The sequence below is a fragment of the Kitasatospora sp. NPDC023120 genome (assembly GCF_055560835.1).
The window spans coordinates 292705-313208 of sequence record NZ_JBVHHY010000004.1 but is presented as its reverse complement, the minus strand read 5'-3'; the positions used below and the strand labels follow the sequence as shown (position 1 = coordinate 313208).

Annotated in this window: 20 protein-coding genes and 1 pseudogene; 12 read left to right on the top strand and 9 right to left on the bottom strand. The window is 76.2% G+C overall.

From position 1 onward, the window contains the following. Positions 1-72 precede the first annotated feature (72 nt). On the top strand, positions 73-1575 hold the full coding sequence (locus ACZ3TI_RS08300; RefSeq protein WP_465724712.1) for an alpha/beta fold hydrolase: 1503 nt from the start codon (positions 73-75) through the stop codon (positions 1573-1575). On the opposite strand, the gene ACZ3TI_RS08295 is transcribed toward ACZ3TI_RS08300, so the two are convergent. Then, the gene (locus ACZ3TI_RS08295; RefSeq protein ID WP_465724710.1) at positions 1530-2252 is read right to left on the bottom strand and encodes a hypothetical protein; all 723 of its coding nucleotides are present in this window, start codon (positions 2250-2252) and stop codon (positions 1530-1532) included. The genes ACZ3TI_RS08300 and ACZ3TI_RS08295 overlap by 46 nt on opposite strands. Here ACZ3TI_RS08295 and ACZ3TI_RS08290 point away from each other — a divergent pair. Beyond that, a complete protein-coding gene (locus ACZ3TI_RS08290; protein WP_465724709.1) occupies positions 2251-2409 on the top strand; it encodes a hypothetical protein in 159 nt (52 codons plus the stop codon). The two genes, ACZ3TI_RS08295 and ACZ3TI_RS08290, sit on opposite strands and share 2 nt — an antisense overlap. An 82-nt stretch (positions 2410-2491) precedes the next feature. Then, complete coding sequence (locus ACZ3TI_RS08285) at positions 2492-3151, top strand: LysE family translocator (protein ID WP_465724707.1); 660 nt, start codon at positions 2492-2494, stop codon at positions 3149-3151. 38 nt (positions 3152-3189) lie between these two features. Here ACZ3TI_RS08285 and ACZ3TI_RS08280 read toward each other — a convergent pair whose 3' ends face one another. After that, positions 3190-4089: a LysR family transcriptional regulator gene (locus tag ACZ3TI_RS08280; RefSeq protein ID WP_465724705.1), complete on the bottom strand. Its 900-nt coding sequence runs from the start codon at positions 4087-4089 to the stop codon at positions 3190-3192. 71 nt (positions 4090-4160) lie between these two features. On the opposite strand from ACZ3TI_RS08280, the gene ACZ3TI_RS08275 reads away from it, so the two are divergent. Next, entirely contained in the window at positions 4161-4955 is a 795-nt protein-coding gene (locus tag ACZ3TI_RS08275; protein ID WP_465724703.1) for an NAD(P)-dependent oxidoreductase, read from the top strand. 161 nt (positions 4956-5116) lie between these two features. On the opposite strand, the pseudogene ACZ3TI_RS08270 reads toward ACZ3TI_RS08275, so the two are convergent. Then, a pseudogene (locus tag ACZ3TI_RS08270) lies at positions 5117-5539 on the bottom strand (Rid family hydrolase); the annotation flags it as partial. Between ACZ3TI_RS08270 and ACZ3TI_RS08265 the strand changes: the two are divergent. The 3 genes from ACZ3TI_RS08265 to ACZ3TI_RS08255 all read left to right on the top strand — a co-directional run bounded on the left by ACZ3TI_RS08265 (position 5538) and on the right by ACZ3TI_RS08255 (position 7516). Then, positions 5538-6311, top strand: coding sequence for a MerR family transcriptional regulator (locus tag ACZ3TI_RS08265; RefSeq protein WP_465724701.1), 774 nt, complete (start codon positions 5538-5540; stop codon positions 6309-6311). The pseudogene ACZ3TI_RS08270 and the gene ACZ3TI_RS08265 overlap by 2 nt on opposite strands. Beyond that, positions 6308-6505 carry a hypothetical protein gene (locus ACZ3TI_RS08260; RefSeq protein ID WP_465724699.1) on the top strand — a complete coding sequence of 66 codons (198 nt, stop codon included), beginning with the start codon at positions 6308-6310 and terminating at the stop codon, positions 6503-6505. Before ACZ3TI_RS08265 ends, ACZ3TI_RS08260 begins: the two co-directional genes overlap by 4 nt. 195 nt (positions 6506-6700) lie before the next feature. Further along, on the top strand, positions 6701-7516 hold the full coding sequence (locus tag ACZ3TI_RS08255; RefSeq protein ID WP_465724697.1) for an alpha/beta fold hydrolase: 816 nt from the start codon (positions 6701-6703) through the stop codon (positions 7514-7516). Positions 7517-7543: 27 nt separating this feature from the next. Here the strand turns inward: ACZ3TI_RS08255 and ACZ3TI_RS08250 are convergent, their stop codons facing one another. Both ACZ3TI_RS08250 and ACZ3TI_RS08245 read right to left on the bottom strand, forming a co-directional pair. Beyond that, positions 7544-7960: a VOC family protein gene (locus ACZ3TI_RS08250; RefSeq protein ID WP_465724695.1), complete on the bottom strand. Its 417-nt coding sequence runs from the start codon at positions 7958-7960 to the stop codon at positions 7544-7546. A 10-nt stretch (positions 7961-7970) separates the two neighbouring features. Beyond that, positions 7971-8369: a helix-turn-helix transcriptional regulator gene (locus tag ACZ3TI_RS08245; RefSeq protein WP_465724922.1), complete on the bottom strand. Its 399-nt coding sequence runs from the start codon at positions 8367-8369 to the stop codon at positions 7971-7973. A 213-nt stretch (positions 8370-8582) separates the two neighbouring features. On the opposite strand from ACZ3TI_RS08245, the gene ACZ3TI_RS08240 reads away from it, so the two are divergent. From ACZ3TI_RS08240 to ACZ3TI_RS08225, 4 genes are all read left to right on the top strand, one after another. Next, positions 8583-9761 (top strand): PP2C family protein-serine/threonine phosphatase, encoded by a 1179-nt coding sequence (locus ACZ3TI_RS08240; protein ID WP_465724693.1) that lies wholly within the window; start codon positions 8583-8585, stop codon positions 9759-9761. An 81-nt stretch (positions 9762-9842) separates the two neighbouring features. Beyond that, a complete protein-coding gene (locus ACZ3TI_RS08235; protein WP_465724920.1) occupies positions 9843-10583 on the top strand; it encodes an SDR family oxidoreductase in 741 nt (246 codons plus the stop codon). 332 nt (positions 10584-10915) lie between these two features. Beyond that, positions 10916-11536 (top strand): carbonic anhydrase, encoded by a 621-nt coding sequence (locus tag ACZ3TI_RS08230; RefSeq protein WP_465724918.1) that lies wholly within the window; start codon positions 10916-10918, stop codon positions 11534-11536. A 155-nt stretch (positions 11537-11691) separates the two neighbouring features. Then, complete coding sequence (locus tag ACZ3TI_RS08225) at positions 11692-12327, top strand: flavin reductase family protein (RefSeq protein WP_465724691.1); 636 nt, start codon at positions 11692-11694, stop codon at positions 12325-12327. Between the two features lie 46 nt (positions 12328-12373). Here ACZ3TI_RS08225 and ACZ3TI_RS08220 read toward each other — a convergent pair whose 3' ends face one another. Continuing rightward, positions 12374-12979: a hypothetical protein gene (locus ACZ3TI_RS08220; RefSeq protein ID WP_465724689.1), complete on the bottom strand. Its 606-nt coding sequence runs from the start codon at positions 12977-12979 to the stop codon at positions 12374-12376. 333 nt (positions 12980-13312) lie between these two features. Further along, positions 13313-14281, bottom strand: a complete 969-nt coding sequence (locus ACZ3TI_RS08215; protein WP_465724687.1) for an ArsR family transcriptional regulator — start codon at positions 14279-14281, stop codon at positions 13313-13315. A gap of 87 nt (positions 14282-14368) precedes the next feature. Between ACZ3TI_RS08215 and ACZ3TI_RS08210 the strand changes: the two genes are divergently transcribed. Further along, complete coding sequence (locus ACZ3TI_RS08210; protein ID WP_465724685.1) at positions 14369-15643, top strand: alpha/beta hydrolase; 1275 nt, start codon at positions 14369-14371, stop codon at positions 15641-15643. Positions 15644-15949: 306 nt separating this feature from the next. Here ACZ3TI_RS08210 and ACZ3TI_RS08205 read toward each other — a convergent pair whose 3' ends face one another. Together ACZ3TI_RS08205 and ACZ3TI_RS08200 are read right to left on the bottom strand one after the other, a co-directional pair. Then, positions 15950-16177 carry a DUF4287 domain-containing protein gene (locus tag ACZ3TI_RS08205; protein ID WP_465724683.1) on the bottom strand — a complete coding sequence of 76 codons (228 nt, stop codon included), beginning with the start codon at positions 16175-16177 and terminating at the stop codon, positions 15950-15952. 86 nt (positions 16178-16263) lie between these two features. Then, positions 16264-20241 carry a Pls/PosA family non-ribosomal peptide synthetase gene (locus ACZ3TI_RS08200; protein WP_465724681.1) on the bottom strand — a complete coding sequence of 1326 codons (3978 nt, stop codon included), beginning with the start codon at positions 20239-20241 and terminating at the stop codon, positions 16264-16266. Between the last annotated feature and the right edge of the window lie 263 nt (positions 20242-20504).

Genomic DNA, 20504 nt, shown 5'->3' with positions numbered 1-20504 from the left:
CGTCGGACGCCGACACACCGGTGGCGGCCCCGGGCCCGGTTTGTTCGTCAACTCCCTTCTAGCCTGGGCGACATGAAGCCAGCATCGATGCTCGCCGCCCTCGCCCTGTCTGCGGCCGCAGTCCTCACCCCGATAGCCGCCGCCTCCCCGGCTTCCCCGGCCTCCGCCGCCGACCCGCTGGAGCGCTACCGCCGTCCGCTCGTCTGGGCCGCCTGCCAGGACCCGCAGCTGGCCGCCGCCGGGGCCCAGTGCGCGACGCTGACCGTCCCCCTGGACTACCGCGAGCCGAAGGGTCGCACCCTCGCCCTCGCCGTCTCGCGGATCAAGGCCGCCGACCCGGCCCGGCGGCGCGGCATCCTGCAGACCAACCCGGGCGGCCCCGGCAACCGCGCCCTGGCCATGCCCGTCGCGGTGCGGGCCGCGATGGCGCCCGAGACGGCCGCCGCGTACGACATCATCGGCATGGACCCGCGCGGGGTCGGCGCCAGCGGTGGGCTCGACTGCGGTCTCACCAGGGGCAGTTGGCTGCGCTCGGTGGGCACCGACCGGGCGGGCTTCGATCAGGCCTGGATCCTGGCCGAGGCCGACGCCGACGCCTGCCGGAGCAGGTACCCCGACCTGCTGCCGTACCTGACCACCCGCAACATCGCCCGCGACGCCGACCTGCTGCGCGCCGCCCTCGGCGAGCAGCGGACCTCCTTCCTCGGGCAGTCCCACGGCGCACTGCTGGGCGCCGTGTACGCGCAGCTGTACCCGGAGCGCGTCGACCGGCTCGTCCTCGACAGCGCCCCCGACCCGGCCCGCTACGGCATCCGCCTGTTCCAGGACATGGGCGGCGCCAACGAGCGCGCCCTGGACGACTTCGCCGCCTGGGCGGCCCCGCGCCACGGCGTGTACGGCCTGGGCGACACCCCGGCGGCGGTGCGGGCCACTGTCGAGGGCCTGGTCCGCCGGGCGCAGGCGGCGCCGATCGCGATCGACGGGTTCCGCCTCGACGGCGGCCTGCTGCCGTTCCTGCTCGCCGTCTGCCAGGGCGACGACCGCGACAGCGCCGACTACGCGGACGTGCTGCGCCGGCTCCTGGACGCCGCCGACGGCAAGCCGGTGCAGGCGGGCCCGGTCCTGCACGAGCTGCTGACCGCCGTCCTCGCCCCGGACCCGGTGGGCGGCGCCGACCTCGCGGCCGCGATCGCCGTCCTGTGCGACGACGTCGCCATGCCGCGCTCACCACAGTGGTACCGCGCCGCCGTCGAACGCGCCCGCCCCACCGAGCCCGTCTTCGGCCCGGTCCACAACGGCCCCACGCCGTGCGCCTCCTGGGACCGCCCGCCGCTGGAGCCGCCCGTCGAGGTCCGCACCGCCGTCCCCGCCCTGCAGCTCCACGCCACCGGCGACACCCACGCCCTCTACGGGGGCGCCCTCGCCCTCCACGCCCGCATGCCCGCCTCCCGGCTCGTCACCGTCCCGGGGCGCACCCACACCCTCTACCTCAACGGGTACAGCGCGTGTGCCCAACGGGCGGTCGACGGCTACCTGTTGACGGGGGTGCTGCCGGCGACGGACTCGACCTGCTGAGCGGGGGGAGCGGCTACCCGCTTCATGATGTCCAGCATCAGCCTGAGGTGCGTGGTCCAAAAGTCGCTGTTCTTCTCGGGCACCTCTCGGCCCTTCTCGGCAATGGCCTTCCGCAATGCGGATCCCAACTCCAAACTTCCGTGGTCCACACATGCCTTGTTGATCCGAACGAGGTGCTCGAGCGGTGCTATGGCGGCGATGGAATCCAAAAGGCGCGAACGTGCTTCGCTCTTCCCGCCCTCACCGGAGAGCCATCGGAAGAGGTCGATGGGCTTTCGGCTGCCGGCAAGTGCCCGTTCGGCCCTGGATCCGTCGTACGTACGGTGCAGGGCCGCGAATTCATCAGCCAGGCGCATGACGTCCCCGACGGGGTGTCCCAGCGCGATCTGCTCGATGAGGCGATCTGCGGCTTCGTCCTCATCCGCATCGCGCAGGTAGACCACCGAGGCGCAGATCCCCGCCAGCTCACCCGTGCCACCGCTCTCCCACAACGCCAGTTCGGCGTCCGTGGCGCGGGTGATCCGGTCCAGGGTCTCCGCATCCCTGTCCCGCAGCCGGAGCACGGCCCCGGCCTGCCGGATCTGGTCCTCGAGCTGCGCGATCCGGTCGAGCGCCGCGTCCCGCTCCTCCCTTGTCTGGGGGCGTACCGCGTTGTCGCAATCCCTGGAGATCCCCATGAGTCGTCCGCAGCGTCCGCAGCGTTCCCCGCGTCCGTTCCTGGAGTTCCGCGCGGGCGGCTTCCGCCTGACCCTGCAGTCCCGCCCCCGCCGCCTGCTGCTGCTCCTCGGCCCGGCGCTGACCGCCCTGGCGGGCCTCCTCGCGCTGCGCGGGTAGCGTGCGGGCGCGGCACCTGCCTGCGTCCTAGGTCGAAAGTCGCTCTGGTGCCGACTGGCGTGCGCGGGAGAGGATCCCGCGCATGATCAGCGTTCATCAGCTCATGGCCTTCTGCACCGCGTCCGTGCTCCTGTCGGCCGTCCCGGGGCCGAGTGTGCTGTTCGTCGTCGGGCGGGCGCTGGCCCACGGGCGCCGGACGGCGCTGGCCTCGGTGTTGGGCAACACGCTCGGTGGATACACCCTGGTCGTGGCGGTCGCCCCGGGCGTCGGCGCGGTGGTCGAGCGGTCGGTCGTGGTGTTCGACGCGATCAAGCTGGCCGGGGCCGCCTACCTCGTCCTCCTCGGTGGGAAGGCTCTGCGGGCGAGCTGGAGGAGCCGCGCGGAAACGGTGGGCTTCGCGGCGGCACCGTCGGTGCCGCCGGCGCCGTCCCGCCACTGGGAGTCGGTGCGGGCCGGTTTCACCGTCGGGGTGACGAATCCGAAGAGCGTCGTGTTCCTCACCGCGATGCTGCCGCAGTTCGTCGACCGGCAGGCGGGCCACGTCAGCGTCCAGATGCTGCTTCTCGGCTTGGCGGGCGCCGTGTTGGCGCTGGTCTCCGACGGCCTGTGGGGGCTGACGGCCTCTGCCGCGCGCACCTGGTTCGGCCGTTCGCCGAAGCGGATGTCGCTGGTCGGCGGCACCGGAGGGCTGGCCATGATCGGGCTGGGCGCGGCCGTCGCCGTGTCCGGCCGCGCCGACTAGCCCCTCCCGGCGGGACCACGCCCCTGCCCTCGCCCCGGCTACTCCCCCGCGCCCGCCGCCTCGCGCAGGAAGCCTTCGAAGGCCGCCACCGCCGGCGGCAGGCGCCGGCCGCGCCGGGTGGCGGTGTAGACGCGGCGCACCGGGGTGTCCTCGGGGTGGAGGGGGACGAGGGCGAGGTCGGGGCGGGCGGCGCGGGCGGCCAGGGAGGGGATGAGGGTGGGGCCCAATCCGGCGGCGACCAGGCCGAGTTTGGCGGTCCAGGCGGCGACCGCGTACTCGATCCGGGGCTGGAAGCCGCTGCGCAGGCAGGCCGCGAGGAGGGTGGACTCGGCGGTGCGCCGGGCGGCGATCCACGGCTCGTCGGCGAGTTCGGCCAGCCGCAGGCGCCGCCGTCCGGCGAGCCGGTGTCCGCGCGGCAGGGCGACGAGCACCGGGTCGTCCAGCAACGGCCGCAGCTCGAACTGCTCGCCGTCGTAGGCCTCGTGCGGGTCCTGCGCGTAGGAGGCGACCAGGGCGAGGTCGATCGCGCCCTCGCCGAGCAGGTCCAGCAGGTGCGCCGAGAGGCCCTCGGTGAGGCTGATCGCCACCTGCGGGTGCGCGGTCCGGAAGGCGGCGAGGGCTCCGGGGACGAGGGCCGCGTTGGCACTGTCGAAGGCGCCCACCCGCAGCTGTCCTGCGGTGAGTTCGGTGAGGGCGGCCAGGTCGCGCCGGGTGGTGTCGAGGCGCTCCAGCATCGCCTCGGCGTGCGGCAGCAGCGCGCGGCCGTGCTCGGTCAGCCGTACTCCGCGCGCCAGGCGGTCGAACAGCGGGGTGCCCAACTCGGCTTCCAGGGTGGCGATCTGGCGGGAGATCGCGGACTGGGTGAAGCCCAGCCGGTCTCCGGCGGCGGTGAAGGAGCCGAGGTGTGCGACGGTGCGGAAGACGTCCAGCCAAGCCATGTCCATATCGCATGGCTACCATGCGAGACATTCGTTTGTCGCCTGGCTCGTGGCTGCCTAGCGTGGTGGCCATGGAGAAGACCGAGAAGATCGCATTTCTGGGGCTGGGCCGGATGGGCCTGCCGATGGCCCGTCGCCTCGCCGCCGCCGGGCACCCGTTGACCGCCTGGAACCGCTCCCCCGGCCGCGCGGACGGCCTCGCCGAGGCCGCCACTGCGGCGCAGGCGGTGCGCGGCGCGGACATCGTGGTCACCATGCTGTCCGACCCGGCGGCCGTCGCCGAGGTCGCCGGGCAGTTCGCGGCGGAGCTGGCGCCGGGCGCGCTGTGGATCGACATGTCCTCGATCGGGCCGCGGGCCGCCGCCGACCTCCGCGGGCGACTCCCCTCCGGCGCGGGGATGGTGGACGCCCCGGTGCTCGGCAGTGTGGGCCCGGCGGCGACCGGCGACCTGGTGGTCTTCGCGGGCGGCGAGGACGCCGACCTGGACCGCGCGCAGCCCGTCCTGGAGCACCTGGGCCGGGTGCGGCGCTGCGGCGGCCCGGGGTCGGGGGCGGCGCTGAAGGTGGTGGTGATGGGCGCGATCGTCGCCTCGGTCGCGGTGGTCGGCGAAGTGCTGGCGGTGGCCGATGAGTTGGGCCTGTCGCAGGACCTGGCGCGGGAGGTGCTGGCGGCCGGGCCGCTCGCGGGGGTGGTGGCCCGGGCGCACAGCACCGACGCGGACTTCCCGGTCCGCCTGGCCGCCAAGGACCTCGCCCTGGCGGGCGGCGGCCCGCTCCTGTCGGCGGCCCGCGAGGTGCTGCTGGCGGACCCGTCGATCGCCGAGGAGGACCTGTCGGCGGTGGTGGGCTCCCTGCGGCGCAGGTAGGGCCCGTTCCCCGTGCCCGTCACGGGAGTTGACGCGATCGCCGACCGGGGCGGCGTGTGACGGGCGGTGTACTCCGCGCAGGGCGGCACGGGCGGCGGCCAGACGGCGTCGACCTCGACCTCGACCAGCCACTGCTCGTCGGTGAAGCGCGACACCTCCACGAAGGTGCAGGCCGGGCGGATCGTCGCGAAGCGCTCGCCGTGGGCGCGCGCGGCCTCCTTCCACCGGCCGATGTCGGTGAGCATGATGCGGGTGCGCACGACGTCCTGCGGCGAGGCGCCGGCCTCCCGCAGGGCGGCCTCGGCGATGTCCAGGCAGCGCACGGTCTGGGCGTGGACGTCGCCCGGGCCCAGGAGCTGCCGTCCGGCGGCCTGAACGGCGACGCCCCCGACAGCGCCCTGACGATCCGCCTGCGCGCCGCCTCCATGCGCTGGATGGGCCGTTGGCCGCTGCGCGGCATCCTCGCCGCCCAGGTCGCCAAGGCCGACGCCGTCGGCCTGCCCGACCACCCCCTGCCCGCGCCCGCCCGCCCCCGGCACCCGGACTTGCACCTCACGCGACGTCAGGAGGAATGCTGGTGCCATGCCCACCGAACAGACCTGGAAGGTCGGCCCGCTCGCCGAGGCGAGCGGCCTGACCGTACGCACCCTGCACCACTGGGACCAGATCGGCCTGCTCGCCCCCTCCCGGCGCACCGCCTCCGGCCACCGCGCCTACACCGAGCAGGACGTCGTCCGCCTCTACCAGATCCTCGCCCTGCGCCGCCTGGGCCTGGGGCTGGAGACCATCGCCACCTGTCTGGACGCCGGCATCGACCCGGTCCGGCTGGTGCGCGAGCACCTGGCCGCCACCGAGGCCTCCCTCACCAGCCTGCGGGCGCTGCGCGACCGCCTCGCCCACGTGCACACCGAACTCGCCGCCGAACGCTTCCCCGACACCGCCGACCTGCTGCGCCTGGTCCAGGCCGTCGGCGCCACCGGCCCGACCGGGCCCGCCGCCCAGGAGGCCCTGCACCGCCACCTCGACGACGACCAGATCCACGCCCTCGCCGACCACGCCGCCGCCCTCGGACCCGCCGCCCACTACCTGCTGGAGGTCGAATGGCCCCAGCTCTACCGCAGCGCGGAGGCCCTGCGCACCGCCGGCGCCGAACCCTCCGACGCCCGGGTGCGCCGCATCGCCGAACGCCTCGACGAACTCGGCCGCCTCTTCAGCGGCGGCGACACCACCCTGTCGTCCGCCGTCCGCACCGCCTGGCGCGAGGACCCCGCCGCGATGTCCGGCACCCCCGACGCCCCCGCCGACGCCTGGGCCGAGCTGCGCACCTACCTCGACCGCGCCCGGGAGGCGTCGTGACCGCCACCGACCCCGCACTCCCCCCGGTGCCCCACGGCCTGCGCCTGCGCCTCACCCTCGCCGGCACCCTCCCGGTCCTCACCCCGGCCACCCTCGCCGCCGCCGCGGGCATCCTGCCCTGGCCGGTCCTGCCCGCCGTCACCGCCGCCGAGGCCCTGCGGGCCTGCCTGCGGCAGGACCGCTCCACCCCCTGACCCCGGGCGGGTCCCGGCCCGGCCCCACGGGGGTGGACCGGACCGGGACCCGCCCGGGGACGGCCCGCCGGCCGCACACGGACCCGGGCGTCCCGGGCGGGGGCGGGGGACCTGTGGAAGGCTGGCCGCGGGGCCGTGCCGGAGCAGGAGGGTCGGCGCGGCGGGCCCGGAGTCTGCCGCGAAAGGGTGGCCGTGATGCCTCGGATCGATGCCGGTGACGTGCCGCTGTACTACGAGCAGACCGGTACGGGCGAGCCGCTGGTGCTGGTGCACGGGTCGTGGAACGACCACCGGTCCTGGCAGCCGGCCGTCGAGGCCGATCTGGCGGCGGGCTTCCGCGTGGTGGCGTACGACCGCCGGGGCCACGGTCTCAGCGCTCCCGCGCCGCGCCCCGGCACCCGTCGCCAGGACGAGGACGACCTGGCGGCGCTGATCGAGGCCCTCGGCCTGGCCCCCGCGACCGTGGCCGGGAACTCCTTCGGCGCCTCGATCACCGCGGGCCTGGCCGCGCGCCGCCCCGAGCTGTTCCGCAGGATCGTCCTCCACGAGCCCCCGCTGGCCGCCCTCGTCGCCGACGACCCGGACGCGGCCGCGCAGCTGCGGCCGGTGGAGGAGGCCATCGCGCAGGCCCTGCGGCTGCTGCGCGCGGGCGAGGACGAGGCCGGGGCGGAGCTGTTCGTCGAGCGGATCGCGCTCGGCCCCGGCGCCTGGGAGACGATGCCCGCACCGCTGCGGGACACCTTCGTCCGCCACGCGCAGACCTGGCTGGACGAACAGGACGACCCCGCCTGGTCCGTGCTGGACGTCGACGGGCTGCGCGCCTGCACCGCGCCGGTGCTGCTCAGCCACGGCACCGGGAGCCCGGCCTGGTTCGGCACCGTCCTGGACCGCCTGGCCGCCGTCCTGCCGAACGCGCAGCGGCACACCTACCGGGGCGCGGGGCACATCCCCCATGTGACGCACCCGCAGGACTACGCCGCGACGGTGACCGGGTTCGCCCGCCGCACCTGATGCCGCACCTGAGCCCTGCCGGCCGGGCTACGCCGTGCGGGGCTGGTTGAAGCGGAGCATGTTGCCCGCCGGGTCGCGGAAGGCGCAGTCGCGGACGCCGTAGGGCTGGTCCATGGGCTCCTGGAGGACCTCGGCGCCGGCGGCGCGGATGCGTTCGAAGGTGGCGTCGCAGTCGTCGGTGCGGAAGATGACGCCGCGCAGCAGGCCCTTGGCGAGGAGTTCGGCGGCGGCCTGGCGGTCGTCCTCGGAGGCGTGCGGGTCGGCCAGCGGGGGTTCCAGGACGATCTCCACGCCGGGCTGGTCGGGCGAGCCGACGGTGACCCAGCGCATGCCCTCGAAGCCGACGTCGTTGCGCACCTCGAAGCCGAGGACGTCGCGGTAGAAGGCGAGGGCCTTGTCGTGGTCGTCGACGGCGATGAAGCACTGCGCGAGTTCGATGCTCATGCCCGTCACGCTAGCTCGTGCGCCGCACCGGGCGGGTGCGGATCTTGGCGATGCAGGCGGGGATCGCGGCGCCGTCCCCGTGGTCGCGCGCGCGGTAGGCGCTGGGGCTCTCGCCGACGAGCTCGGTGAAGCGGGTGCTGAAGGAGCCCAGCGAGGTGCAGCCGACCGCCATGCACACCTCGGTGACGCTCAGGTCCCCGCGCCGCAGCAGCGCCTTGGCCCGTTCGATCCGGCGGGTCATGAGGTAGCTGTACGGGGTCTCGCCGTAGGCGGCGCGGAAGCTGCGCGAGAAGTGGCCGGAGGACATCAGCGCGGTACGGGCGAGCGCGGGCACGTCGAGGGGCTGCGCGTAGTCGCGGTCCATGCGGTCGCGGGCCCGGCGCAGCCGGACGAGGTCGTCCAGGGGCACCCGCGCCGCACGGCTCGCCGCACGGGGCTCACGGGTCGTACGGGGTTCGGGGGAGGACGCGGTGGACACACCGGCCACCGTACCCACCGCCTGCGACAGGCGGGCCCTTCCCCCGTCCGGCGCGGCCCGTTGGCGCCCGCGGCGCCGGGCCGACCACCCTGGGGGGACGGTCGGGCGACGACCGGGCGCGGCGTGATGCGGAGAGGGCGGCGGGTGGAGAGCGACGAGGGCGTCCCCCGGGCCCTGGTCCCGCGCGCGCCGGGCAACCGGGCGGTGGTGCTGGGGGTGCTGGCCGCCACCGTGGTCGTGCTGCTGGCGCAGGTGGCCAGCGGCACCAGCGCCCGCCTGGTGCTGCTGCTGGTGTTCCTGCCCGCGCTGCTGGCGGGTCTGGGCACGGTCGCGCAGACGGTGGCGGTCTCGGTGTGGGTGGCCGCGGTGGTGGTGGTGAGCACGGTGCTGTTCCCGCCGCCCGATCCGGAGGCGCGGGTGGGCATCCCGGTGGCGGTGGTCGGCGCGGAGGGCGCCGTGATCGGGCTGTGCGCGCGGCGGGTGCGGCGCGAGCGGGAGCTGTCGCGGATGCGGCAGAGCGCGGTGGCGCTGCAGCGCCAGCTGCTGCGCCCGCTGCCGGTGACCACCGCGCATGTGCGCCTGGACGGGCTGTACCGGCCGGTGGAGGAGGACGCCCTGGTCGGCGGCGACCTGTACGACATCGCCGAGACCCCGCACGGCACCCGGGTGCTGGTGGGCGACGTGCAGGGCAAGGGCCTGCCCGCGATCGGGACGGGCTTCGCGGTGCTGAGCGCCTTCCGGGAGGCGGCGTTCCGCGAGGCGGAGCTGACCGCCGTCGCCGACGCCCTGGAGGCGGCGGTCGAGCGGCACAACGCGTACGCGGTGCAGAGCGGGGAGCAGGAGCGCTTCGTGACCGCGACCGTCCTGGGCCTGCGCGGTACCGGGGCGGACGCAGGCGCCGGGGCGGACGCCGGCGCCGGAACGGGCATCGAGGTGGGGGCCGTCAACTGCGGCCACCTCGCCCCGTACCTGCTGCGCGCCGACGGCCGGGTGGAGCCCGTCGCGCTGGAAGCCGGGATCCCGCTGGGCCTGGCGTCGCTGGCCGAGCTGACCGGCGGGGCCGAGCCGCGTACGGTCCGGCGCTTCGCGCTGCCCGCCGACGGGGTGCTGGTGCTGCTCACCGACGGCATCACCGAGGCGCAGGACGCCTGCGGCGCGTTCTACCCGGTCGAGCCGGGCCTGGCCGACCTCGCCGCCACCCCCGCCGAGGACCTGCCCGAGGCCCTCGACCGGCGGGCGCGGCGCTGGAGCGGCGGGCGCAGCCGCGACGACGTCACGGTCCTGGCCCTGCGCGGTGCCGTGCGGGCCGGACGCGCGGCGTGAACGCGGCGCCTTGAACCTGACACCGGTGTCAGCTCCTACCGTCCCGGTGTGACGGACACACCGGTGACGCAGGAGGAGACCATGGGCGAGCTGACCGGCAAGGTGGCGCTGGTGACCGGCGGCAGCCGCGGGATCGGTGCGGCGATCGCCAGGCGGCTGGCGGAGCAGGGCGCGGCGGTGGCGCTGACCTACGTGCGGGCGCGGGAGCGGGCCCGCGCGGTCGCCGAGCGGATCGAGGCGGACGGCGGGCGGGCGGTGGTCGTCCGGGCGGACCTGGCGTTGCCGGACGCGGCGGCGCGGGCGGTGGAGCGGACGGTGGCGGAGCTGGGCGGCCTGGACGTCCTGGTGAACAATGCGGGCTTCCTCGCCCACGGGCCGCTGGAGGAGGTCACGGCCGAGGACCTGGACCGGGTGCTGGCGGTGGACGTCCGCTCGGTGTTCCTGGCCGCCCAGGCCGCCGCCCGGCACATGGGCGAGGGCGGACGGATCATCAGCATCGGCTCGTGCTTCAACGGGCGGGTGCCCGGGGCGGACTTCGTCCTGCAGGCCACGGCCAAGACCGCCCTCACCGGGATGACCAGGGCCCTGGCGCGCGAGCTCGGCCCGCGCGGCATCACCGCCACCGTCGTCGACCCGGGCCCGATCGACACCGACATGAACCCGGCCGGCGGCGAGAGCGCCGGCTTCCAGCGCTCCCTCACCGCCCTGGGCCACTACGGGCGGGCCGAGGACGTCGCCGCCGCCGTCGCCTTCCTGGCGGGGCCCGGCGGCCGCTACATCACCGGCACCGCCCTCGCCGTCGACGGCGGCTACACCGCCTGACGGCGGCATCCGGCCGGGCCTTCGGTGCCGCGCGGGGGGCGGCACCGGGGGCGCCCGGGCGGGCCTGGCGGGCCTGGCGGGCCGGGCGGGCCGGGCGGGCCGCTCCTCCCCCGCCCGCCCGTCAGCCCGTCAGCCGGTGGCGTGCATGCGGGCCGTCAGGGCGTCCGGGGGCACCAGGGGGTCGGGGTAGTCGAGGGGTCGACTATGGCGAGGGGCCGGCGCCCGGCGCCGGGGACGCGCCGTGCGCGCGGGGCGCAGCGTACCCCCGGCTGCGGGGCCCGGCTGCGGCGATCTAGGGTGCTGGCATGATCCCCACACCGATATCCGGTTCGATGTCCGACCCGCTGTCCGGCCCCGGCGAGGCGCTGCGGGTGCTGATGGAGGGCAATGCCCGGTTCGTCGCGGGCAGTCCCGAGCACCCCAACCAGGACGCGGGGCGGCGGGCGGCGCTCGCTCCGGCGCAGCGGCCGTTCGCGGTGCTGTTCGGCTGTTCGGACTCCCGGCTGGCCGCCGAGATCATCTTCGACCAGGGGCTGGGCGACCTGTTCGTGGTGCGCACGGCCGGGCATGTGACCGGGGCCGAGGCGCTGGGCAGCATCGAGTACGGGGTGAGCGTGCTGGAGTGCCCGCTGGTGGTGGTGCTGGGGCACGACTCCTGCGGTGCGGTGGCGGCGGCGCTGGACTCCCTGGAGCAGGGCCGGCTGCCGGGCGGTTTCGTGCGCGACGTGGTGGAGCGGGTGACGCCGAGCGTGCTGTCGGCGAAGGCGGCGGGCATCGAGGACCGGGACGCGATCGTGGACGAGCACATCCGCCAGACCGTGGACCTGCTGGTGGAGCGCTCCCAGACGCTCGCCTCGAGGGTCGCCGAGGGCACGGTGGCCGTGGTGGGCCTGTCCTACCGGCTGCGGGACGGCAAGGCCCGTCAGGTCGCCGCCCACGGGCCGGTGGGCTGAGGGCCGGTGGGCTGACGGGCGGTGAGGTGCGGGGACCTGCGGGAACTGGATGTCCGATCACCGCCAGCGCCCCCGGGCCGGCGGGGGCAGAGTCGGTGGCCGAACAGCGGGTTCCTTCTCCCGCGCCCCTTCCACGCCCAAGGACGGCAATTCCCGTGCACAAGGTCACCGACCTCAAGGTCCTGTACTTCGGCACCCCGGTGGTGCTGATCGGTTCGCGCAACGAGGACGGCAGCGCCAACCTCGCGCCGATCTCCTCGGCGTGGTGGCTGGGGCAGTCCTGCGTGCTGGGCCTGGGCAACGGCTCCCAGACCTCCGTCAACCTGCGGCGCGAGGGCGAGTGCGTGCTCAACCTGCCGTCCTCGGCGCAGGTGGACGCCGTGGACGCCCTGGCGCTGCTGACCGCCCACCCGCACATCAGCGAGCTGCGGCGGCAGCAGGGCTACCGCCACGAGCGGCGCAAGTTCGAGGCGGCCGGGATGACGGAGCTGGCGGGCGAGCTGGTCCGGGCGCCGCGCGCCGCGCAGTGCCCGGTGCAGCTGGAGTGCCGGCTGGAGGCGGCGACGCCGATGGCGGGCAACGACCGGTGCACCGCCTTCGAGGTGACGGTGGTGCGCGCCCACGTCGAGGAGGGCCTGATCGTGCCCGGCACCGACCACTACGTCGACCCGCTGGGCTGGGACCCGCTGATCATGAAGTTCTGCGAGTTCTTCGGCGACGGGCGGCGCCTGTCCCCCTCCCGCCTCGCCGAGGGCTGGCGGATGCCCGGGCGCCTGCCGGCCGCCGTCTGACGGCAACAGCAAGCGCAACAGCACCGGCGGCGCCGGCGCCGGCGGCTCACGGTGCGATGGTCGCCCCGCAGGAGTCGCACACCCGCGTCGCCGGAAGCTGCAGGAAGCAGGTGGGACAGATCGCCGGCGGGCGCTCCTCGGCGGCGACGGCCGCCTTGCGCTCCACCTTGCGCTCCACCGAGGCCCGCAGGCGCGGGGCGAGGGCGGGGGTGCCGCCGTCGGCGGGCAGGTCGGCGCCGAAGTGCCGGTAGCAGGCCAGGCGGGCGGCGGCCGCGTGCTGCTCGCGGTCCATCTCCGCGGCCAGCGGCGGCTGCCCGGCCACCGCCAGCACCTCCTGGTAGCCGGCGCCGACCTTGCCGTCCGCCGCGTGCACCACGAGCGAGGTCAGCGGCGGGTCCCCGCGCCGGTGCGCTTCCAGGATCACCAGGGACAGCACCTTGCCGATCCAGTGCCGCTGGTTGATCCGGGTGCGCACCCCGGAGGCCTCCTGCACCGCCTCGGCCAGCTCGGCGTAGGTGACCACCGCGTGGTAGCGGCCGGCCACCTCCACCAGGGCCGGGTAGGCCGCCCTGGTCCACACGATGTGCGCCTGGGTGGCGCTGACCGCCGCGCCGTCCGACACCCGCCAGTAGCCGCGCTGCTGCTCCGTCATCCGCCCGCCCCTGTTCGCCTCGTCCGTGTACTGCCCAGCAGGCCCTCGCCGTGAGCGAGGCTACCTGGCTCCGGGGCTGCGGGGTCGGGCGGGGGCAGGGCCGGGGCGGGCGGGGGCGGACCGTCGCGGGCCGTCGCGGGCCCCGGGGGTTGACTTCAAGCCCTGTTGAAGTTGTCGAATGGCACCCGACCGCAGCCGTACGGGCACCACCGCGGTCGATGCCCCGCCCGTACGGACCCGTCCCCGGGGCCGGGGCCGCCGTCTTTCCGATCGTGCCGTCGGCGGCCCCGGCCCCCGGGTTCCACCCGACATCCGCCACCCGCCCGCTGCCCGTCAGCTCCCGGCCAGCAGCGCGCCCAGCGCGGTGCGCCGGTGCAGCACCGCCCGTCCCGCGCGGTCGGTGGTGATCAGTGCGGCGGCGCGCAGGGCGGCCGTGTGGGCGGAGACCGTGGCGGCGCTGACGCCCAGGCGGCGGGCGAGGTCGGTGGTGGTGCGCTCCCGGTCGTCGGCGAGCAGGTGGAGCAGGTCGGCGCGGGTGGTGCCGATGACGGCGGCCAGGGCCCGCGCTCCGGTGGCGCCGTCGGGGCTGGGCAGCAGGCCGGGCCCGGCCGGGTAGGTGAGCGCGACGGGGGCGTCCGGGAGGTCGGCGACCAGTGCGGGGCCGTACCAGTGGAAGCTCGGCACCAGGAGCAGCCCGCGCCCGGCGAGGCGGACCTCCCGCGGCGCGCCGGCCGGCAGCTCCCACACCTGGGCCCGCAGGCGGGCGCCGGGCAGCAGGCCGGACAGCAGCGCCGCCGTGCCGCCCTCGGCCGACTGCACGGCCCGGCGGACGAACTCGGCGCGGTGCAGGTCCCGTACCTGGTCCCAGACCGGGGCGAGCAGGGCCTCGAACGCGGCGCGCTGCGCCCGGTGGAGCAGCCGGCGGGCGTCGGCGTCGCCCCGGGCGAGGTCGCGGATCCAGGGCGGTGCGGGGGCGGGCGCGGGCTCGTAGACGCGCCGCAGTTCGGTGCGCAGCAGCGCGGGCGGGGCGGTGGCGGCCTGTTCCAGGGCCTGCGGCAGGTCGTCCGCGACGACGTCCAGGAACGCCGGGGCCAGGCCGGCCGGGACGAGGTCCGCGAGCGGGGCGGCGGCCTGCGGCAGGGAGCGCAGCGCGCGGCGGCGCCAGGGGCCGTGGAGCAGGTCGCCGTCGCGGCGGCACATCGTGGCGAGCGCGGTGTTGAGCTCCTGCAGCGGCGCGGGGCGGGGTGCGAGGGTGACGCGGGCGAAGTCCGCCGGTGTGAAGTGGATGCGCAGCACGGGCACCGCCCCCCTTCTCCCGCTGTCGGCAAGCTTTGAGCCCTCAACCTAAACGATCGCCCGGCGGCGGGGCGCGGCCCGAGCATGGGCCGCATGACCCGTGACCTCACCGTGAGCCGGCGCACCGTCACCCGCTCCGCGCTGCTGGCCTCCGCCGCCCTCCTGCTGCCCGCCGCCGGCGCCCGTCGTGCCCGGGCGGCCGACCGGTTCTCCGGCCGGGACGGCGACCGGGCCGCTTCGCCGCAGGGCCTCATCCTGGACTTGCCCGCGCCGAGCGGCCCGCACCCGGTGGGCTGCCACACCGCCTACCTCGCCGACACCTCCCGGCCCGACCCGCTGGAGCCCGAACTGCCCGTGCGGGAGCTGATGGTGACGGTCCTCTACCCGGCCCGCCCCTCCTCCGGTGCCACCGCCTCCTCCGGTGCCGTCGCGCCGCAGCTGCCGCCGCTGGCCGCCGACTGGTTCGGCCGGATCGCCCCGCGCACCCCGCTGCACCTGCCCGCCGAGGGCGTCGACTGGGCCGCCACCGCCACCCACTCCCGCCCGGGCGCGCCGGTGCTGCCGGGCCGGCGGCCGGTGCTGGTGTACAGCCCCGGCGGCGGCGACCCGCGGGGCCTGGGCACCTGCCTGGCCGAGGACCTGGCCTCCCACGGCGCGGTCGTCGTCCTGGTCGACCACCCGGGCGACGCGCTCGCGGTGGAGTTCCCGTCCCCCACCGCCTTCCGCGCCGACCTCGTGCGCGCCACCGTCCTGCGCGGCGACCCCCGCGACCAGCCGGCGCTGTGGCGCACCGTCATCGACGCCCGCACCGCCGACCTGCGCTTCGTCCTGGAGCGCCTCCACCACCCGGGCGGCCTGCCGCTGCCGCCTGCCCTGGCGGATGCCCTCGACCTCGGCCGCCTCGCCGTGTACGGGCACTCGGCCGGCGCCAGCGCCGCCACCGCGGCCTTCCACGAGGACCGGCGCGTGCGCGCCGCCGTCAACCTGGAGGGCTACCTGGACTACCCGCCCGCCGCCCCGGGCGCCGCCCCCGAACCGCTGCCGGTCACCGCCGAGGGCACCGACCGCCCGCTGCTGCTGCTCGGCAGCGAGCACTTCCCCCAGCGCGCCGAACTCGACCGCTCCTGGGACGCCCTGGCCGCCCGCTCCCCCGCGGCGGTGCACCGCGAGCGCATCGCCGGCGCCGCCCACTGGGTGTTCACGGACTACGCCGCGATGCTGCCCCGGCTCGTGCGCGCCGGGCTCCTCGCCCCCGCCGGCCGCGACGCCCTGGTCGGCCCGCTCGCGCCGGCCCGCTCCGTCCCCCTGGTGCGCCGCGCCGTCCGCGGCTTCCTCACCCGCCACCTGCGCGCCGCGCCCGCCCGCTGACCGCCCGCCGGCCGCCCGCCCGGCGCAGGGCGTGGGTCAGCCGGAGGCGGCGCGGTAGGCGGTCACGGCGGCTTCGAGGACGTCCTTCGTGCAGGAGGTCGGCGGGTGTTCGACGACCTCCTGCACCGTGAGGATCACATCGCCCATGCGGACGAAGGCGGTTTGGTTCACCCACGGTTGCGGGTCGTGGGGGAAGGTCGACACGATGCGCAGCAGGAGGCTGTCGTCGGCCCGGGGGTCGGCCGTGGTGACGGTCGCGGTCGCCTGGAGCTGTTCGCCGCCCGGGGGCCTGGGCGGGGGCCTCGGTCAGGCGGTGCGTTCGGTGAGGGTGTGGGCGACGAGGGCGTTGGCGTGGCCGTGGCCGAGGCCGTGCTCGGCCTTGAGCCAGGCGACGAGTTCCATGTGCTTGGTGAGGGGGGAGGCGCGGATGAGGTCCTTCCAGTCCTCGATCGGGCGGCCGTACTTCTTCTCGATGGACGGGAAGTAGGAGGCGGGGCCCTTCACGGGGGCGTTGTTCACGGGGGTCGCGGTCATCGGCGTGGTTCCTCTCGAAGCGGTGCGTTCACGGGTGATGACCGTGGCCGCACCGCCGACTCATCGCCCGACGGGGGTGATCCGCGTCACAGCGCTGCCGCGGCCCGGCGACGGCGGCGGCGTCCGGCGGGCGGGGTGGGGTCGGCGTTCCAGGCGGCGACGGGGTTGCCGAGCCAGCGGGTGGCGCCGGGGACGTTCTCGCCGCGCATGACGAGGGAGGCGGGTCCGACGGTGGTGTTCGCGCCGAGGGAGGAGTCGGGCAGGACGACGGAGTGCGGGCCGGTGGTGGAGCCGGCGCCGAGGTGGACGGGGCCCAGCCGCATGACGCGGTCGTGGAAGAGGTGGGTCTGCAGGACGGTGCCGCGGTTGACGCTGGCGCCGGCTTCGACGGTGACGAGGTCGCTCTCGGGCAGCCAGTGGGTCTCGCACCACACGCCGCGTCCGATGCGGGCGCCGAGGCTGCGCAGCCACACGTTCAGGTAGGGGGTGCCGGTGATGGTGTGGCCGCCGAAGGGCATGGCGAGTTCCTCGACGAAGGTGTCGTAGAGCTCGTTGCGCCACACGAAGGAGGACCACAGGGGGTGTTCGGCGGCGCGGAAGCGTCCGACCAGCAGCCATTTGGCGGCGGTGGTGACGGCGCAGGCGACGACGGCGGCGCCGGTGAGGACGAGTCCGGCGGCGGCGAGGGCGGCGGTGAGCCCGTAGTCGTCGCGCAGTTCCTGCAGGACGGCGAGGACGAGGTCGCCGAGGAGGGCGGCGAGGACGACGGGCAGCAGCCGGCAGGCCTCGACGCCGGCGCGGGCCCACATCAGGCGCCGGGGCGGGTCGTAGGTGCGGGCTTCGCCGCCGGTGTCGGCGACGCGGGGCAGGGCGAAGGCGGGGCGCCCGAGCCAGGAGGAGCCTTCGGGGGCGTGGGCGGGGGTGTCGGACAGGACGCCGACGAGGGAGCCCGCGGGCAGGTGGCGGCCGGGGCCGACGATGCCGGAGTTGCCGACGAAGGAGCGGCGTCCGATGCGGGCGGGGCCGAGGTGCAGCCAGCCGCCGCGCAGTTCGTAGGGGGCGACGAGGGTGTCGTCGGCGAGGAAGGCGCCGTCGTCGACGCGCATCAGGCCGGGCAGGGCGAGCACGGTGGAGGCTTCGACGCGGCGCCCGACGCGCGCGCCCAGCAGGCGCAGCCACACGGGGGTGAACAGGCTTGCGTAGAAGGGGAAGAGGGTGCGCCGGGCGGTGTCGCTGAGGCGGCTGACGGCCCAGGCGCAGAAGGCGACGCGGCCGTCGGCGGGGTGGAAGCCGGGGCGCAGCGGGCGGGAGAGCAGGCGCACGAGCAGGGCCATGAGCGCGGCGTGGCACAGGAGGGTGAGGGCGGCGAGGGGGACGGTGGCGGGCAGGAGTCGGACGAGGGCGTCGGCCAGGGTGCGGTCGGTGTCGATCATCGGGTAGACGATGGCCAGGGCGGGCAGCGCGGAGACGAGCGGGAGGAGGCCGAGGAGGGCGGAGCCGGCGCCGTGGGCGAGGTTCCAGGGGTTCCAGCCGCGGGGGGAGGGCGCGGGTTCGGCGGGCCAGTCGGCGAGGGGTTCGGTGGTGGGGCGGGCCGGGGAGCCGTGCCAGTGCTCGCCGGGCGGGACGGTGGCGGTGACGCAGGAGCCGGGGGCGATCTCGGCGCGGGCGCCGATGCGGGCGCCGGGCATGAGGGTGGCGCGGTGGCCGATGCGGGCGCCTTCGCCGACGTCGATGCGGCCGAGGTGGAGGGTGTCGCCGTCGAGCCACCAGCCGGCGAGGTCGGCTTCGGGTTCGAGGGAGCTGTGGGCGCCGAGGCGGGCGAGGCCGGTGACGGGAGGCAGGGTGTGCAGCCGTACGCCGTCCCCGACGCGGCAGCCCAGCGCCCGGGCGTAGCGCACGGCCCAGGGGGTGCCGGCGAGGGAGGCGGTGCCGAGCATGGCGGTGTAGCGTTCGGCGGCCCACAGCCGTAGGTGGACGTGGCCGCCGCGGGGGTGGCTGCCGGGGTGGATGCCGGCGGTGAGCAGGCGGGCGCCGGCGGCGGCGAGCAGGGTGCGTCCGGGGGCGCTGTACAGGAGGGCGAGGCCGGCGGCGACGGGCCACCAGGAGCTGTGCGGGGCCCAGGGGAGGTGGTTGCCGGTGAGGTTGTCGAGGGTGATGAGGGCGAGGATCCAGCGCAGTCCGGCGAGGGTGAACATGCCGAGGAGCAGGAGGGTCTGCCACAGGGCGGCGCTGCGGGGGGTGCCGGGTACGGTGCGGCCTGTGGGGGTCGGGGCGGTGGCGCTGCGGGGTGTCGCGGTGGGGGGGTCGAGGCTGTCGAGGTGGGCGGCGAGGTCGCTCAGGACGGGGTGGGCGTACAGGTCGGCGACGGAGATCCCGCGGTGGCGGGTGCGCAGTTCGGAGACGAGGCGGGCGGCGGTGAGGCTGGAGCCGCCGAGGGCGAAGAAGTCGTCGTCGGCGGCGGGGGCGGTGCCGAGCAGGCGTTCCCAGTGTCCGGCGAGCAGGCCTGCGGTGCCGTCCGGGGCCTGCGCGGCGGTGGCGGTGGCGGTGGTGGCGAGCGGCCAGGGCAGGGCGTTGCGGTCGACCTTGCCGGAGGTGCGGGTGGGCAGGGAGTCGACGAGGGCGAGGACGGGGACGAGCGGGGCGGGCAGGCGCTCCAGCAGTTGCCGGCGGGCGGCGGCGAGGTCGGGGGCGGTGCCGGGGCGGGCGACGAGGTAGCCGACGAGCAGGTCGGTGCCGGCGGGGGTCTTGCGGACGGCGGCGGCCGCGGCGCGGATGTGGGGCAGGGCCTGCAGGGCGGCGTCGATCTCGCCGAGTTCGATGCGGCGGCCGCCGAGTTTGACCTGGTCGTCGGCGCGGCCGAGGAAGACCAGGCCTTCGGGGTCGTTGCGTACGAGGTCGCCGCTGCGGTAGACGCGCGGGGAGGCGAGGGCGGGGTGGGCGCTGAACTTCTCGGCGTCCTTGGCGGGGTCGAGGTAGCGGGCGGTGCCGACGCCGGTGATGAGCAGTTCGCCGCTCTCGTACCAGGGGACGGGGTTTCCGGTCTGGTCGACGACGGCGATCTCCCAGCCGTCCAGGGGTGTGCCGATGCGCACGGGCGCGCCGGGCAGCAGGCGGGCGGCGGTGGCGACGACGGTGGTCTCGGTGGGGCCGTAGGTGTTCCAGAACTCGCGGGTGCCGGTGGCGAGGCGGTCGACGAGTTCGGCGGGGCAGGCCTCGCCGCCGACGATGATCAGGCGCACGGCGTCGAGGCATTCCTGCGGCCACAGGGCGAGCAGGGTGGGGACGGTGGAGACGGCGGTGATGCGGCGCTGCACGAGCCAGGGGCCGAGGTCGGTGCCGGCTTTGACCAGGGAGCGGGGGGCGGGGACGAGGCAGGCGCCGTGGCGCCAGGCCAGCCACATCTCCTCGCAGGAGGCGTCGAAGGCGACCGACAGGCCCGCCAGGACGCGGTCGCCGGGGCCCAGGGGCCGCTCCTGCAGGAAGAGGCGGGCCTCGGCGTCGACGAAGGCGGCGGCGGATCGGTGGGTGACGGCGACGCCCTTGGGGCGGCCGGTGGTGCCGGAGGTGAAGATGACCCAGGCGTCGTCGGCGGGGGCGGGCCAGGCGGGGCGGCCGCCGGGCCGGGCGGGCCCGGCGTCCAGGGCGCGTGCGGCGCCGATGACGGCGCAGACGGCGGCGTCCTGCCAGATCGTCGCGGCGCGTTCGTCGGGGTCGTCGGCGTCGACGGGGACGTAGGCGGCGCCGCAGCGCAGGACGGCGAGGATCGCGGTGTAGAGGTCGGCGGTGCCGGAGGGGATACGCACGCCGACCCGGTCGCCGGTGCCGATGCCGTGGGCGGCGAGCTGCCCGGCGAGGGCGTCGACCTCCTGGAGCAGGGCGCGGTAGCCCAGCACGGTGTCGCCGGTGTCGAGCGCGGGCGCCTCGGGGTGGGCGTCGGCGGTGGCGGCGATGACGTCGAGCAGGCTGCGGGGGTGGGCGGGCCGGGCCGCCGGCCAGACGGCCGCGGATCCCGGGTGGGGGCGGTGCAGCGTGCCCGGTCCGGCCGTGTCGTGGCGTGCGTCCATGCGGGGTTGTTCCTCGGCTCCGTGGTCCTGGGGGCGCGTGCGGACTTGTGTCGGCGATGACGGGGGGTGAGGGGAGGTGACACTGAGGTCACCGGCGGGCGCGCCCACTCACCATGACTCCGCCGGGAGTCCGCCGGATGCAGCGAAGGTGCAGTCAAAGGAGATTCTCATCATCGATGCCGTGCGGGGCCGACAAGGCATGAATCGAATGTCATTTCGGTGCTCTCCGGGCGCTTTCGCCGGTGCAGCGTAATCGAGAGGGA